The organism is Nostoc parmelioides FACHB-3921, from assembly GCF_014696625.1.
Lineage (GTDB): Bacteria > Cyanobacteriota > Cyanobacteriia > Cyanobacteriales > Nostocaceae > Trichormus > Trichormus parmelioides.
In genome coordinates this window covers 1-14,471 of sequence record NZ_JACJQL010000038.1, presented here as the reverse complement: position 1 = coordinate 14,471, position 14,471 = coordinate 1, and the positions used below count along the sequence as shown (strand labels likewise).

General features: G+C 39.6%; 9 protein-coding genes and 1 pseudogene. 5 read left to right on the top strand and 5 right to left on the bottom strand.

Features of this window, described 5'->3' with window-relative positions; translation table 11 throughout:
• Positions 1–3 precede the first annotated feature (3 nt).
• A complete protein-coding gene (locus H6G14_RS21540) occupies positions 4–795 on the top strand; it encodes a CPBP family glutamic-type intramembrane protease (protein ID WP_190569455.1) in 792 nt (263 codons plus the stop codon).
• Positions 796–807: 12 nt separating this feature from the next.
• Here the strand turns inward: H6G14_RS21540 and H6G14_RS21535 are convergent, their stop codons facing one another.
• Positions 808–2,640 (bottom strand): ATP-binding cassette domain-containing protein, encoded by a 1,833-nt coding sequence (locus H6G14_RS21535; RefSeq protein ID WP_190569453.1) that lies wholly within the window; start codon positions 2,638–2,640, stop codon positions 808–810.
• A gap of 129 nt (positions 2,641–2,769) precedes the next feature.
• On the bottom strand, positions 2,770–4,551 hold the full coding sequence (locus tag H6G14_RS21530; protein ID WP_190569451.1) for an ABC transporter ATP-binding protein: 1,782 nt from the start codon (positions 4,549–4,551) through the stop codon (positions 2,770–2,772).
• A gap of 324 nt (positions 4,552–4,875) precedes the next feature.
• Here H6G14_RS21530 and H6G14_RS21525 point away from each other — a divergent pair, with 324 nt between their 5' ends.
• From H6G14_RS21525 to H6G14_RS21510, 4 genes are all read left to right on the top strand, one after another.
• Positions 4,876–5,919 carry a helix-turn-helix transcriptional regulator gene (locus H6G14_RS21525; protein ID WP_190569449.1) on the top strand — a complete coding sequence of 348 codons (1,044 nt, stop codon included), beginning with the start codon at positions 4,876–4,878 and terminating at the stop codon, positions 5,917–5,919.
• 352 nt (positions 5,920–6,271) lie between these two features.
• Positions 6,272–8,845, top strand: coding sequence for a TonB-dependent siderophore receptor (locus H6G14_RS21520; RefSeq protein WP_190569447.1), 2,574 nt, complete (start codon positions 6,272–6,274; stop codon positions 8,843–8,845).
• A gap of 32 nt (positions 8,846–8,877) precedes the next feature.
• A complete protein-coding gene (locus H6G14_RS21515; protein WP_190569445.1) occupies positions 8,878–9,885 on the top strand; it encodes an iron-siderophore ABC transporter substrate-binding protein in 1,008 nt (335 codons plus the stop codon).
• Between the two features lie 416 nt (positions 9,886–10,301).
• The gene (locus H6G14_RS21510; RefSeq protein ID WP_190569443.1) at positions 10,302–11,036 is read left to right on the top strand and encodes an energy transducer TonB; all 735 of its coding nucleotides are present in this window, start codon (positions 10,302–10,304) and stop codon (positions 11,034–11,036) included.
• 66 nt (positions 11,037–11,102) lie between these two features.
• Here the strand turns inward: H6G14_RS21510 and H6G14_RS21505 are convergent, their stop codons facing one another.
• The 3 genes and pseudogenes from H6G14_RS21505 to H6G14_RS21495 all read right to left on the bottom strand — a co-directional run.
• Positions 11,103–11,450, bottom strand: coding sequence for a hypothetical protein (locus tag H6G14_RS21505; RefSeq protein WP_190569542.1), 348 nt, complete (start codon positions 11,448–11,450; stop codon positions 11,103–11,105).
• Between the two features lie 317 nt (positions 11,451–11,767).
• Positions 11,768–12,148 (bottom strand): hypothetical protein, encoded by a 381-nt coding sequence (locus H6G14_RS21500; RefSeq protein WP_190569441.1) that lies wholly within the window; start codon positions 12,146–12,148, stop codon positions 11,768–11,770.
• Between the two features lie 103 nt (positions 12,149–12,251).
• Positions 12,252–14,471: pseudogene (locus tag H6G14_RS21495) on the bottom strand (hypothetical protein); the annotation flags it as partial.

Below are 14,471 nucleotides of genomic sequence, written 5' to 3'. Positions count from 1 at the left end.
CTCATGTTGGTTTTAAAGCAGTTTGCAATTTTATTTACGTTAGGTAGTTGGGGAATTGTACTGCTGATTCCGTCCTTGATTTCCGTAATTCAAAAGCAGTTAGCTACCTTACCAACAGAAATAGCCGCAGAAGTGCCACCTTTATGGATTGTACTGCTATTGCAAGCAATCCAAATCGCAGTTTTATTAGCGATCGCTGTTTTGATTGGTATCTTTTGTACTCCGGTGGTAGGATTGCGATCGCATTTAATTGAATATTGGGTACTTCATCCATCCAACCCCATATCCTGGATCAATGATGTGAAATGGGGTCTAGGTATTGGTACAGCAGCAACAGTCATAACCCTATCGATTCGCTTATTGCTAGAACCTGTATTACCAGAAGCATTGAGGGCTACTAATCAGCCCCAACCCAGTATTATGGATGCTATAGCGGGGATATTTTACGGAGGGATTACGGAAGAAATTTTGACGCGTTGGGGGTTAATGTCGCTGCTAGTCTGGTTAGGTTGGAAGTTATGCAAACAAGGCTTAGGATTGCCTAGTCATGCAGTCTATCAGAGTGAGATCGTTTTAGCAGCAGTTGTTTTTGGGCTGTTGCATTTGCCGCTAATCTCTAGTCTTACACCGATTACAGGTTGGGTCATCGTTTACGCCATTCTGCTGAATGGTATAGTAGGTATTGCTTGTGGATGGCTATTTTGGCAATATTCTCTTGAAGCAGCAATGATAGCCCATGCCAGCTTTCATGTTTATGTCTTTGCCCTGAATGCTTTGCTGACAAAATTTATTTAAGTTGCCAAAAAGCTAAAAAATCCAATCAGCTTGTTCATCAGCTAAAATTTCATCAAACTTACCTTGAGCTACAACTCTACCAGCTTTCATCACAATAATTTGATCAGCGCGTCGTAAAACAGAACGACGATGAGACACTACTAAACAGGTTGGTGTCCAAGGATTTTCTCCCTGTTCAGTTGTATTAGCAAATATCCGCGACCATAATGTTAATTCTGTTTCCACATCTAACGCGCTAGAAAGGTCATCAAATATTAGTAATTCTGGCTGACGTACAAACATCCGCGCCGCCGCTACACGTTGCATTTGTCCACCAGAAAGCCGCACACCTTTTGTTCCCACTAGGGTTTCTAACTTCTCATTCATGGCTGCTAAATCTTGCTCAAACACAGCCATTTTTAATGCTGTCTCAATATCAGCATCATCTTTAGACAATCCCAACAAGATATTTTCTCGTAAGGAATAGCTGAAAAGTTGAGGAATTTGGGGAGTATATGCACTGCGAGGTGGTACGAAAAAATTAGCTGGGTCTACAACTAGATGATTATTCCAATATATTTCCCCTGCTTGTTTGGGTAATAGTCCTAATAATACTCTGAGCAATGTAGTTTTTCCTGCACCGATGCGTCCAGTAATGACAGTCAAACTACCGCGTTGTATTTGTAAGTTAATATCTACAATTCCTTGATGAGTACCAGGATAAATATAAGTTAGATTTGATAGCTTTAATGATTGTAAATGATGACTTTCATTTTCTGTCGGTTGTTCTAATCGAGGTAAATTTTTTCTACTTTTACCCAATTCTTGCAAATAAAGTTGATTTGGGGCTACCAAAGTCTCTGCTGATGCACCAGAAATTAAAGCAGCCATACGTTCAAAAGCAACTTCTGTTTGTTTATACAAAGCCATAAAGCCGCCTACAGAGGCAAAAAAACCTGTGACAAATGATAGGTTATAAACAAATAAAGCAAAGTCACCTACTGTTAATTGATTACCACCGCTTTGCATCAAAAAAGAAGCCATCACCAAAATCAAACCTGTGCCGAAATTCACCATGTTCTGAAATAGTGAATTGAGAATAGCTTTTAATAGGCTGTCTTTAACCATCCTCTCGCGCCGCTTGTCATTCAAAGTGCGAAAATAAGTGAGGACATCTTGTTCTGCACCAGCTACTTTAATCGCTTGTACAGAACTAAAGATTTCTCCTAAAATTCCGGTCACTTCTTGAGTTGCTTGACGGCTGGCTTGGCGATATTTTTTAATACGTGTTTCTGCTTTTTGAATAATTACTACCATTCCCACTAAGGGGAGAAAAACAAATAGTGTCATAGGTATATTGACACTTAATAAGATGACTAAAGAAAGAACAGCAAATAGTCCTTCTCCAAATATTTCTGATATCCATGCCACATTATCTTCAATGTGTTCTGCATCATCTCGAAAGTAGCTAATTACTTCACCTTGGGACACAGTATTTTCAGTATCATCCTGAGTGACCTTAATTTGAGCATGAGGATTATTTAAGAGACGTTCTAATAAATTTCTTCTCAGTAATGACCTCATGGTGAAACGATGCTGAGTTTTGGTGATGCGTCCTATAAATATCACCAAAATATGCCCTAAATTTAAAGCAACAAAACCTGCAATAAATGCCCAAGGTGATAAACCAAATTGAGCTTTACCTGTGAGACTATTAAAAAATTCTCGAATAATTAATCCAGGTAGAGCAGGTAAGCCCATAATAAAAATCCAGAAGCAAGTATCAATTAAGTAGAGTTTTGGTTTATAGCAAATCAATTGCCATAATAATTGCCAACCAGCAAGTTTTTTGCTTGATGAAATCATAATATTAGGGATTGGGGATTGGGGATTGGGGATCGGAGATTGAGAAAGATCAAAAAGTATGGGTGATGACTCAGGAATAAGAAGAGGAGTCTACTTTTAATACCCAGTACCCAGTCCCCAGTCCCTTATTTAAACTAATAAATCTGTTAAACCAGCTTTTAATAATTGGGCAAAACGTGAATTAGGATTGTTTGCTAATTCTTTTCGTTCACCGTATTCACTGACTTTACCTTTGTCTAAAATTAAGATTTGATTGGCTCTTTCTACAGTGGCTAAACGATGGGCAATAATAATGGCGGTTCGTCCCATCAATAATTTATCTATAGCTTTTTCAATGAGCCTTTCTGTGATTGGGTCAAGACGTGAAGAGGCTTCATCGAGAATTACTAAACCAGGGTCTTTGAGAAACACACGGGTAAAGGCTAATAGCTGCGCCTGTCCTGCTGACAAGCCGCTACTATCTGGGCCTAAGTTTGTCTCTAAGCCGTTGGGTAAAGAGCGCAACCATTCTGACAAGCCCAACATTTCTATTGTTTCATAGATGCGATCGCTAGTAATGTCAGGGTTGAAAAAAGTTAAGTTATTGCGAACTGTAGTTTGAAAAAGTTGCACATCTTGAGTCACTAATCCCACTTTCTCCGGTAATTCTTGAAGTGGGGTTTGGTCGATAGGTACACCCCCCAACCTAATTGAACCCAATTGCGGGTCATACAATCTCAAAAGTAATCGCGCCAAAGTAGACTTACCGCTTCCTGTGCGTCCCAGTAATCCCAAAACCTGACCCGCAGGTAAATTAAAGGATACATCTTGCAATACTAAATCTTCAGTCCCTAGTCCCCAGTCCCCAGTCCCCGATCCCCGGTCATTGTACCCAAAAGAGACATTATCAAAAGCTATAGAAAGCGCGCCTGGGGGAAGTGATTTTTCGCCGCTTGTACGCAATTGAGATTGAACTTGCAATAAGTCTGTAATGCGGTAAATACTCGCATCTGCTTGTTGGAGGTCTTCAAATTGGTTGCGAATCTGTTCAATCGGTTCGCTGAGAATATTGGTGTAGTAATACAATAGGTAAACTGTACCGATGGTAATTGTCTGTTGACTCCACAGGTAAGCACCAACGATGAGAGCAACGACACTGCCTAACGTAAATATACCGTTAGTTGTCACCCAAAGAATTGTATCGGCAAAGCGGGCTTTATGAAAGATGGGTAGCCAGTTACGAATAATTGTATAGAAGCGGTGCATGACATAGTTTTTTGCACCATTAGCACGAATGTCTTCCATCCCTGTTAACTGTTCACCTAAGAAGCCAAAAAACTCAGCACTAAATTGGCGATAACCTCCCCAATGGAAAACTGAAATACGACGCAACTTAATCAGAGTAGACAAGGCGATAAGAGCAAACAATAAAATAGCTAAACCGGCTCGCCAATCTTCTATAAACAGCACTACTATCACACCCAAAACCATGAGCAAATTACCCAAGATGTGAATAGTAAATTTTGAGAAAAATTCTGATAAATTCTGCACATCGCCGTCTATGCGTTCCACTAATTCGCCTGGTGTACGGTATTTGTGGAAGGATAAATCTAGTGTTAAACAATGCTCTACTAAATCTGCACGCAAATTATTAGTAGCTGTCCAGGCGACGTTTTCACCGTAGAATGTGGCGGTAATTGACATTGCTTGGGTGATTAAGGCTACGCCAATAAACAACAACGCCGCTAGGAACAATTTTTGGCGATCGCCCCCACTCACCGCCGTATCAATGAAATAACGTAAAATTTGGGGGTTGAGAATTTGTAAGCCGATGCTGAAAAGAAGTGCGATCGCAAACTTAACTACTCTACCCTTTTGCGGCTTGAGATAGTCTACAAGTAAGTTCCAATATTGCTGTAGTCCGATTTTCATAAAGCTTTAGCTATAGACAAGCCATATTTTGGAGGCTAATTTCAGAAGCTGTCAGAGGTCAGTAGAGAATATTTCTCAGCTAATTTTCGTATTCTACGGCGAATTATGCCTATTTATTGCATTTTAAATATTTCCCTCCACTAATTGAGAATATTATGCAAATAATTTGTATAATCAGTAACTAAAAATCGTTATAATGAGGAGCTATTCTAATTAATCTAGTGCTAATTAATTTCAATAAGCTGTTATTTGCTGTGTTTGCTCACAAATGCTGCTTATACCAGCTTTGTATTGAAAACTGACTGACATATCTTGCTCATAGTTATGACAATTACCATTTCACAAAAAGAATTTTGGGAATTATTTGTAGAGATACCGGAAACAGAAGCAAGTGTACAGATGCTCTCCCCGATGTTAGGAAAATCCTGGAATATCTTTGATACTTTTTGTCCATTCCCACAGAATTTAGGTACAGGATTTTGGGGAGAAATAGAATTACGGAATGGGTTACACTTAGCAATTTCAGAACATGAATTACATGAAGATTTAGTTATCAAAAACCCTGAGCGACAACATCCTTTAGAATACAGTTTTTATTTAGCAGCATATTATCAAGAGCAAAATTGTTTTGCTAGTAATGGACAAAACATATTATTCGGAAGTGGACTAGCACCAAAAGACAGAGTTAAATCATTGACATCAGGAAAAATCATTGAGATCAATGTCCACATAGAACCGGAAATATTTTACCTGTTTATGGGTAAACAAAAAAATCAGCTACCACAGGAATTAGCTCATTTAGTTAGACAATCCCATCAAGAATATTACTCTCGTGCTGGTACTAATACACCAGCAATGGAAGTAGCATTACAACAAATTTTAAATTGTCCCTATCAGGGAATGATGAAAAGGATGTATTTAGAAAGTAAAGTTTTAGAACTCTTGGTGTTGCTGGTGGAGGAAGATGTAGCAGCACGTCAAGGTAAACATGACACCTTTTCTCTCAAGCCTGATGATGTGGAACGGATTCACTATGCCAAAGAAGTTTTATTACGTAATTTAGATAATCCTCCTTCTTTAATGGACTTATCTAGACAAGTAGGATTGAATGATTGCACCCTCAAACGTGGATTCCGTTTAGTATTTGGGACAACGGTATTTAGCTATTTACATCATCATAGATTAGAACAAGCTAGGAAACTGTTAGTCACAGGAGAAACAAGTATTTCTAAAGCGGCTCGTAGCGTTGGTTTTGCTAGTCGCAGCTACTTTGCTAGTGCTTTTAGAAAAAAGTTTGGCATCAATCCCAAAGAGTTCTTGCTAGCTAATTCCAGGTCATCTATAAATATTGATGAATTAATAGGGTAATAACAGAAAGATTAAATAGTCTGAATTTTTAGCATCAAAACTTTATGTAGAAACTTCTGTACACACAAGCAATAGTAACCTGATTCCATCACGGAAAAAGACAAAAATTCCGTCTAGCGTTCAAAAAATTCCGTCTAGCGTTCAAAGCACATATCCATAATCAAAGGCTTTCCTGTAATCTTCTTTATAGTAATTATTAATTACAAACATCAAGACTCTTGGATATGAGGCATTGGGTAGTTAGTCAAGTGCGTCAGTACGAATAATGATCTAACTGACGCACCCTACAGATTTAAAAGTCCTTAATAGGATTTCCCAATCCCCAGTCCCTTATTTGCGTGTGAGTAGAGTAATGTCAAATCAATTGCAAAAACTAGCTTGGATGACAGGATTGGCCTTGGTGCTGGTGAATTCACCTGTGTCAGCTGAAGAAAATCAAAAACCAATATCTAAAATTTCTCAATTAAGTGAGATAGAAAAACCTGCAACCAGTATTCAACAATGGTTAGCACAAACTCTTGTGCAGATCACAAATGTCACGTTACAAACCACAGATAAAGGCATAGAGATAATTTTAGAAACCAATCAATCAGATCAACTACAACTCATAAATAAAACTGAGGGTAATAGTTATATCATTGACATTCCCAATACTCAATTACGCCTACCTAACGGTAATACATTCCGCCAGGAAAAACCCATCACGGGGATTAATGAAGTCGCAGTTAACAATTTAGATGCAAACACTATTCGCGTCACAATCACTGGTGAAACTATTGCACCGCAAGTAGAGTTATTTGATGGTGATGAAGGTTTGGTTGTCGGAGTTACAGCGAGTGTGACTACTAGCCAAACACCACAGACACAACCAACCCCAACGCAGCCAGAACCACAACCCAGTAGCGAAACCCAGCCAGAACAACCAATTGAACTGGTAGTTACGGGGGAACAAAGTAGTTATCGTGCAGAACAAGCATCAAGTGCAACGAAGACAGACACACCTATTCGTGATATTCCGCAATCAATTCAAGTGATTCCGCGTGAAGTCCTCAAAGATCAAGGTACAATTCGCGTCCAAGATGCACTACAAAATGTGAGTGGTTCGACAAGTGCTGGTTATTACCAAGGTTTTAGCGAATATCTTTCTTTACGTGGTTTTCCGGCTAATGTATTTCGGGATGGACTTCGTTCTTATCAAAATTATGGTGGCTTGATTGAAACAGCCGATATTGAACGCATCGAAGTTCTGAAAGGGCCAGCATCAGTGTTGTTTGGAGATGCACCCCCTGGTGGTTTGGTGAATTTGATTACTAAACCACCTTTAACTGAACCGTTTTATGCTTTTGAGGGAACTGTTGGCAGTTTTAGCACCTATAGAGGCGCGATAGATTTATCGGGGTCTTTAAATAGTAATAGGAGCGCACTTTATCGTTTCAATACTTTCTATGAAAATGCTGGCAGTTTTCGTGACTTTGTTAATTCAGAACGGGTTGTTCTTGCTCCTAAATTCAAGTTTGCCCTTGGTGCTAATACCAATTTAACTATAGATGGTTCTTGGCTGGAAGAAAAACGCACAGCAGATGATGGTACTGTGGCAATAGGCGATCGCCCGGCAAATTTACCACGGGAACGTTTCTTAGGTGAGCCGTTCCAGAATGTGGAAATAAATGTCACTAATTTTAGCTATTTACTTGACCACAAGTTTAATGATCAATGGTCAATTAGAAACGCTTTTCGCGCTCAGTTTGTCAATTTAGAACGTTATTATCCTCTAAGAGATTCTCTCGATGAAGAGACAGGTGAATTAAGCAGATTGAGCTATTTCTCTCAACGGCGAGATAATGCTTATGCAGTGCAAACAGATGTAGTAGGAAAATTTTTAACTGGTTCGATTAAACATCAACTTGTGTTGGGATTTGACTATACTAAAATCACCGAAGATGGAACTTTCGGGGACTTTGAAGCTTACCCATCTATTAATATATTTAACCCTGTATACAGTCGTCTAGAGTATCCAAAAGCAGGAATATTAAATTTTTTCCGTGATGATACTCTCGATAAATATGGGTTTTATATCCAAGACCAAATAGAAGTAACTCCTCAACTCAAATTATTACTAGGCGGTAGATTTGATATTTTAGAGCAAACCCGCAGCACCCGCAATTTAGGTGAAGAAAAGCAAGAATCGTCTCAATCAGATACTAAGTTTAGCCCCCGCTTAGGAATAGTTTATCAACCATCTGGAAATATTTCACTTTACGCATCTTATGCAAACTCTTTTGAACCTAGTTTTGGGGCGAGTCGTAATGGTAACGGTAAACCATTTAAACCGGAAACAGGAAGACAATTTGAGATAGGTTTAAAAGCTGATATTACCCGCAATTTGAGTGCAACTTTAGCATTGTATGACCTCCGCAAGCAAAACGTGACTGTTGATGACCCCAATTCATCCGATCCTAACGACCAAATTCAAACAGGGGAACAGACTAGTAGAGGTATTGAATTTGATATTGCTGGAGAAATTACCCCTGGTTGGAAAGTGATTGCATCCTATTCTTATATTGATGCTTTCGTGAGCAAAGATACTACTGGTTTAGAAGGTCGCAGGCGCGATAATATCCCAGAACACGCAGCAAGCTTTTGGACTACCTATGAATTTCAACAAGGAAATCTGCAAGGGTTAGGATTTGGATTAGGATTATTTTTTGTAGGCGATCGCTTTGGAGATTTAGACAACAGTTATATTCTTCCTAGTTTTGTCCGTACCGATGCGTCAGTATTTTACAAGCGCGATAACTGGAGAGCTGCTTTAAATATCCGCAACCTCTTTGACAATACTTATTTTACTGGTTCTGACGGTGGTCGTTTAGGTATTTATTACGGTGAACCTCTAACATTGATTGGTTCGTTTGCGATTGAATTTTGAGGGAAATCGGTTGCAGTGTATGAGATTCCATCATGAATGACAGTTTAATTAAAATCAAAATTATTACTCGCTGGGTGCAATTTGGCATTGTCATATTTTGTACTCTACTTCTGGCTGTAGCTTGTCATCGTGATGGTTCTCTACCTATTAATTATCAAAACACCAACGCAGCTTGTCGTGATGTAGAACACGCTCTGGGAATTACCTGTATCCCAGAAAAGTTTGAGCGACTTGTGACTCTCGATGAAGCTTCCTTGGAAAATGCGATCGCACTAGGTATTAAACCTGTTGGTGGTATTATTTCTAATTTTTCATCATACTTGCAAGATCGACTTACAGGAATAAAAAATATGGGGACAAGTGGCGAACCTAATTTAGAAAGTATTCTCGTCATTAAACCAGACTTTATTTTAGGGCTTGATTTTCAACAATCAATTTATTCTCTCACTGCCAAAATAGCACCAACTGTATTATTTAACTTTGAACACAGTGGTAAATGGAAAGATATATTTACTAATACTAGTGTGGCACTAGGTAAGAAAGAAGTTGCTCAACAAGTTATGGCTCAATATTATCGTCGTCTAGAAGAATTTAAACAGAAAATGGGCAATGATTTATCAAAACTGAAAATTTCTGTAGTGCGAGTGTATACAAATAATATCAATCTTTATCTACGTGATTCTTTCTGCGGAACAGTTTTACAAGACGCTGGATTATCTCGCCCAGAATCTCAAAATTTTACAGCATCACAAGCAGCAAAGTTATTCGGTAATCCGATTCAAATGTCTATCGGTAATGAATTACTCGAAAAAGCAGATGGTGATGTTATCTTCATCTGGACAGGTGAAAATACACCTCAAGCAACACAAACGGCACTTAAAAAATTAGAACAACTCAAAACCAATCCACTTTGGCAAAATTTAAAAGCCGTGCAAGAAAACAAAGTTTATTTAGTTTCAGACTACTGGATTGGTAGTGGTATTTTAGCTGCAAATGCGATTATTGATGACTTATTTAAGTATCTAATTAGTACACATTGAAGATTAGTTTTATTCAATCCATATTTATATAATTTATCATGAAAAACTTGTAGTGTCACTTCCGCACCGGAAACCGCCGCATTATCAGAGCCAACCCCACAGCCTCACCATCCGGCCCTCACCCAACATCGCAATCACAATCCTTTGCCGCGCCCACTCAAAAGGAGTGCTGATGTCTTTTATGGCAGTGTTCTTGCCTCTAGCCACCGTTTTGCAAAAATTGAAGAATAGATCAGTCGGTTTGTTAAATAATCCTGAGCGCGATTGTAGTGAGCTTAAACCTGGACAAAAAAAATCCTGGTGTTGTTCCGTTAGAGGCAATTAATTGTGTGAATACTGTAGTCAAATGTCTATGTGAATGGAATAATATTTTCCTGTACTAGTAACTTGCGCCCTGAGCTAGGTGAAATTAAATTATGAGCTTATCTAGTGTTACTTCTTTAACTTATGGTGCTATTGCTGTCATATTATTGCAGACTAATGTGTTGTCATCAGAAGTAGACACTTACTTACTACCAATACCTTCTCAAAAATATCAAATCAACCTAGTTGAGCAAGTTCAGCCATTAACAGGAATTAAAACACAGTTTTTGCAGGTTCAGGCTCCAGAAACAAATGCTAGAAAATTAGTAGAATGCTTGACGAAAGTAAGAGACTCTAGAATAAATCAAAACAATAGTGTTAGCGCTATTCCGGTTGAGTTAAATAATTCCAGCCCTTTTAATATTAGTACAGATTCAGCAAGTAGCAACACTAATGTTACAAATGAAACAACAGGAAATCGCCAGTCAGTAGGCACAGAGCTAATACCTCCAAAAATTCATCATTCAAGCAACAGTCGTGCAGATTGTTTTCAAGGCGAATGTAGCTCTAAGAATCCACAAGCAGCAAGACGACAAACAATAGAAAGCAGAGTAGAAGTAGCTGTTGATACTGATGACAAAGGCAATGTTACGAATGTGCGTCTTTTGCGCTCTAGCGGAAACCGAGTTGTGGATGAAGAACATTTGAGACAAGCGCGTACTTGGAGATTAAAACCATCACCTACGGGTAGACAAGGAGTTTTTGTAGGAACGCAAGATACTTTGAAGGATTCTTGCCGTTCTCTCGAATTACAAGAACGTGGTTTGAATCGAAGGCGAAGGCAGTAGCGAACTTGAGTTATCCTGATTTTCTGTTATTTTTTTAGGGAAGCAATCTCCACTTTCCTTGTGCTATTAGTCCCCCACCGGAAACCGCCGCATCATCTCGGTCAACGCCACCGCCTCACCATCCGCCGTGTACACAACCTTACCCGACATCGCAATCACAATCCGCTTCTGCCTAGCCCACTCAAACCATTCTTTCACAGCAGATTTGACCTGTGCCGACTCCGGTTTCCTACCCTCCTTACAAGCCGCTACAAACACAGCCTCCGGTGAATTAATGCCCTTCCAAGTTCTTATCGCCTCCTTGAGATAGGCGATCACCCCAGGAACATTCTCCCAGTACCGCTTAACTGTACGCTGAATCTCCCCATTTAATCGAAACTGTGGTGTACAGGGTATTTCTCGTAGCTGTTGCAAAACTTCTTGTACCTCCTGATGACAGGGCTATCTTATTGCTATGCAGTTTTGAGAGTTTTGTATAGTTTGTGGCTAAATTTTTGATGTGATAGCGATTTTTCCTGTATGGCTTGGGCTATTGCTCCCCAATCGCTCAAAATAAGCTAGAGCGGCAAAACTTACTAGAGTAGATTTTTAATGATTGAAATAGGCGTAAATAGGTAAACCAAAATTTTAAATAATAACGAACTTACTAGGTTTAAGTTTTTGCTCTAGCTAGTTTTGCCACGCTAGAATATATCTGCCTTCTATCTATCGACCTATCACTTTTAGAATATCTATTGAAGAACTTCTGCTCTTTCAATAATAAACCATTCATGATACACAATCGCTATGAAAAACTCCTCATTCTTCAAGCGATCGCATACTGCCATAAAACCAGAGAAAAAGGGGTCATCTTCATAGGTAGTATCCGAGAGAAACAAAGTAACAGAATTTTTTCCTTCGCTCCAAATTGCACGCAATACACGTATATTTGGATGATGTGATTTATCTATAGGTAATAATACTGGACACCCTTCAATTTCGATAAATTCTGACTCCTCATATTTCAAAACAGATTCCCAATCTTCTGGGCCTTCGTGCTTTTCAATAATCCTATCCCATCTAACCGACTTAATTTTTTCTAGAGTTTCTAATGATAAATCAGATAATTTCATACAAACTCCAAGTTTTTAGGGTTAATGTGTTCCATATTTTGATTTTATAAAATCTGCGCTTGTTCTAAATCTGTTGCTGCCATAATTAATTTTGTTCTAAAGACTACTGCTGAATTTCTGTCTCTTGAACCTTAGACTTTGCCAAAACTGCCTGAGCCTGATTATTCGCTTGCTCAAAAGCTTGTAATACCTGTGGTGTAACTTGATTAATTTGCACTCTCCCAGATTCCAGCCTGAAAACTACTTCACCATCTTTTTGGGCAATCACTAAATCTTTGCGATCTCCGTTGTAAGCCAAATCGTAAACTTTGCCCCGAACCATAGTAAAACCATCTTGGGCAGGCTGTCCCCAAACCATGCCAATCCTTTGCGCCATTTCGGTGAGCCGACTGATGTTGTGCAAGTCTTGATTATCCTTTTGCATTGCCGCGATCGCTTTTTCTGACAAGGGCGCTCCCGCTTTGAAATCATTGCCTATTTCCACAATACGTTTTTTGTATTCATCAGGCTTTCCTAAGTTATGAGCATTGTTGTACCAATTTCTCAATTCTTCAATTGTGACACTTGGACTGTGAGCTTCTTGGGTGGCGGATGCGGGTGGATTTGGCGAAGTCTGTTGTTCAACTTGAGGAAACGGCTGTGACGGCTGTAAAGACTCAGGGCGGTTCGGCAGCGATCGCACTACATCCTGATACTCTTGAAGTGATTCAATCACTGCGCCAAATTTCTTAGTCATCGCCGTACTAACTTCTTCAGGGATAGTTGAATTAACCAAGTTAAATACCGCCAGTCCCTTTTTCGTTTCTAGGGGAAAATCCTCTGGGGGCATCTGAGTGAGTGCAATATTCTTCTGGGTCAACCACTTGGTTACAGCCTCCACCTTGTGATTATCAACAGCCATCTGCGTCATGCCTTGCATTTTATCTTCAGGACTAGCGAACAATATGGTGGGACGCTCTTTGATTTTGGTCAATATCGGTGCAGTCTTCTCTAAAAGAAGTTGCTGTTCTTGGTTGAGTGTTTGTGTGTCAAAAGCCTGAGATTCTTTTGTCCAAACTTCGGGATACTTAATACTCTGTGGGTCTACTTTGAGTACAGTGGTCGAGAAATTACTTTGGAGGGTTGCTTGCACCTGTGTCAACTTTCCCGGTTGTAAAGCGCCTAGTTCTTTAAGAGCTGCCTTGTCTTTTTTGAAAAACAACACACCCAACGGCTGACCATTGAGAAACACTGCATCTTTGACCTGAGTTTGTGATACTTCTAACGTCAGCTTGCGATAGTTTTCATCATTAAATGTTTGCCCTTTGTAGTCATACTGTCCAATATTATTGATTCTTAGTAGATTTCCGTTTGGCGATTCAGCCAGCACAAATCCCAGATTTTCTTTGTCAGAAATTGTTTTTAACTTGAGGTTGAAGGGTTGACCATCTTTAACAAGATTAAATGGTTGCAGCTGTTTGATTGAATCAGCATCTAATTCCCCTAGAGTTTTACCGTCTAGTTTGATTTTCACCGTTTGACTAGGTACTGATTTTGTGCCAATCTCTAATTTCACCGACTCAGCATTGAAGGTTTGACCTGCATAAGCGAACTTGCCAATTTCTCTGATAGTGAAATTTACCTCCGGCTTTCCTGGAACTGCAATCGTGGCATTGGCTGTGTATGTTTCACCAGGGATAATATTAGCCAGAGCTTGAGTACCAATTGGTAGCTGTCCGGTTCTTGGTTCGAGCGATGCGTATTCCTTGTACTCGCCATTAGTATCCTGTACGAATACTAATCTTGAAGCGTGGCGCTCATGTCCTCTTGGATGGTGAGATGCCCTGATTTCAATCGGGTATTTCTCGTCGGGATGCCAAACTTTATCTTTGAAATTGTTCGCCTCGCTGCCCAATGTCCCTAATGTCATTTCATCAAATTGCAATTGTCTCAGTCGGGAAACAATTTCTTCTCCAAATGCAGCAAACACAAAGTTGGGTATTTTCTTTTGGATTGCAGTTTGAGACTGTTTATTTTCCTCCTCTCCATCATTTTTACGTTCCAGTTCATCCTGTCTTGCCGCACCAACACTCCATGCGGCGGCGGCGGCTCCTAATCTCTGCTCTGATGGTATACTTTCTCGGAACTTCTGGGCGTACTGGTTTGCCTTATCAAACATCAGCTTTGTCTGACTACGGCTTAGTTCTGGCTTCAATTCCACAAGTAGAGCATTATTGGTAGCCATTCCTGGCTTGAGGTTGTAATCAGCCACTGACTGCTGACTCACTGTCCCCAGCTTGCGATATGCAGGTTTACCATCATCTGTCAGTTCATTATCAATTTG